General features: G+C 54.9%; 3 protein-coding genes. All 3 read right to left on the reverse strand.

The window, feature by feature from the left end; translation table 11 throughout:
- A partial coding sequence (locus TJ79_RS10090) for a non-canonical purine NTP pyrophosphatase (RefSeq protein ID WP_040950185.1) occupies nucleotides 1–309 on the reverse strand: 309 nt, incomplete at its 3' end.
- On the reverse strand, nucleotides 293–1054 hold the full coding sequence (rph, locus tag TJ79_RS10095; protein ID WP_040950186.1) for a ribonuclease PH: 762 nt from the start codon (nucleotides 1052–1054) through the stop codon (nucleotides 293–295). The genes TJ79_RS10090 and rph, both read right to left, overlap by 17 nt.
- A gap of 173 nt (nucleotides 1055–1227) precedes the next feature.
- Nucleotides 1228–1554 (reverse strand): GerMN domain-containing protein (locus TJ79_RS10100; protein WP_162162939.1); only part of this gene is annotated, 327 nt, incomplete at its 5' end.

Below are 1554 nucleotides of genomic sequence, written 5' to 3' on the forward strand. Positions count from 1 at the left end.
ATTGGCGCCGTCATCGGAGGGCTCTCCCGCATATCGGGCGGAATAGACGCCGGGAGCGCCATCCAGATCTGCCACGCGCAAACCGGAATCGTCAGCCAAAGTCGGCACATTCAACTGGTCGGCGATGGTTTTTGCCTTTTTCAGAGCGTTGTCGGCAAAGGTTTCCCCATCCTCCACCACATCCGGCAGCTGCGGATATTCCGCCAAACTGTCGACGCTAATGCCGAGGGGAGCGAACAGCCGCTCAAACTCCTTCACTTTGCCTTTGTTTCGCGTTGCGATTAGGATGCGGTCAGCTTTTGGCGGCATGAGCCGCACCTCCGCCTATCCGTTCAGCAATGGGGCCTAAAATCTTCATTTGCTCCTGGATCACGTGTTGAATCCCTTTTTCGGCCAATTGTAAAAGGGAATCCAGCTCCCCACGGGTGAATGGTGATTCCTCGCCGGTGCCCTGCACCTCGACAAAAGCTCCCTGACCCGTCATGACGACGTTCATGTCCACCTTCGCCTTGGAATCTTCCTCGTAATTCAAATCCAATAATTCCTGATCTCCGACGATTCCGACACTGATGGAAGCGAGAAAATCGGTAATGGGAAACTTGGTGATCTGTTTAGCTTCGTAAAGTTTATTAATGGCCGTTGCCATGGCGATGAAAGATCCGGTGATGGATGTCGTGCGGGTGCCGCCGTCGGCTTGAATAACGTCGCAATCCAGCGTAATGGTTCGCTCGCCCAACTGCTGCAGGTTCACCACCGAACGCAGCGCCCGGCCGATGAGCCGCTGGATTTCCATCGTGCGTCCGCCCAGCTTGCCTTTGGCCGCTTCCCGTTGGTTGCGGCTTTGGGTAGCCCGGGGCAGCATGGAATATTCCGCCGTCACCCAGCCTTTGCCTTGGCCCTTCATGAAGGGAGGAACGCGCTCTTCTACCGTTGCGGTGCAGATGACCTTCGTCTCGCCCACCTCGATCAAGACCGAGCCTTCCGCATATTTGTTATAGTCGGGGGTAATCCGGACTATTCTCGTCTCGTCATGCTGTCTTCCATCGTTTCTCATGAGTATCCTCCCGGTTTCTTTTCAAAAGGTACATTCATTTTACCAGAGAAAAAAAGGAAAAGCACCCGGGGTTGCCCGAACCGCTCTTCCCTTTCTCCCATTGGGCCCATTCGCTTCCCTATTATGCGATGACACCGGCGGGTTATGCAACTCTCGTTTTTAAGCGCGATCCGTTATGATTTATACGGATTGACGGTTTCCGGCTTGGCCACCGGCATGGAGTAGCTTCGATCGCCGGAAACGGCGATATCCGCGCTGCCATTGACGGATACTTGAACACTGTCGATACCCGTCGTATCCGCCAGGGTCAAAATGACGACATCCAAGGCATCCGGAGAAGCCTTCTTGTCCGCATCAAGAAACTTACTGCCGAAGTCAACGCTGATCTCGCTTCCGTCCTTCGACTTAGAAACGGACAGCAGTTGAACGCCCGTTGCCAAGGCGGTCATCAGGCCGCTTTCTTCGGATGGCCCCTTTAACAGCTCTGCCACTGCGGCCCG

This window comes from Gorillibacterium massiliense (assembly GCF_000455485.1).
Taxonomy (GTDB): Bacteria; Bacillota; Bacilli; order Paenibacillales; family NBRC-103111; genus Gorillibacterium; species Gorillibacterium massiliense.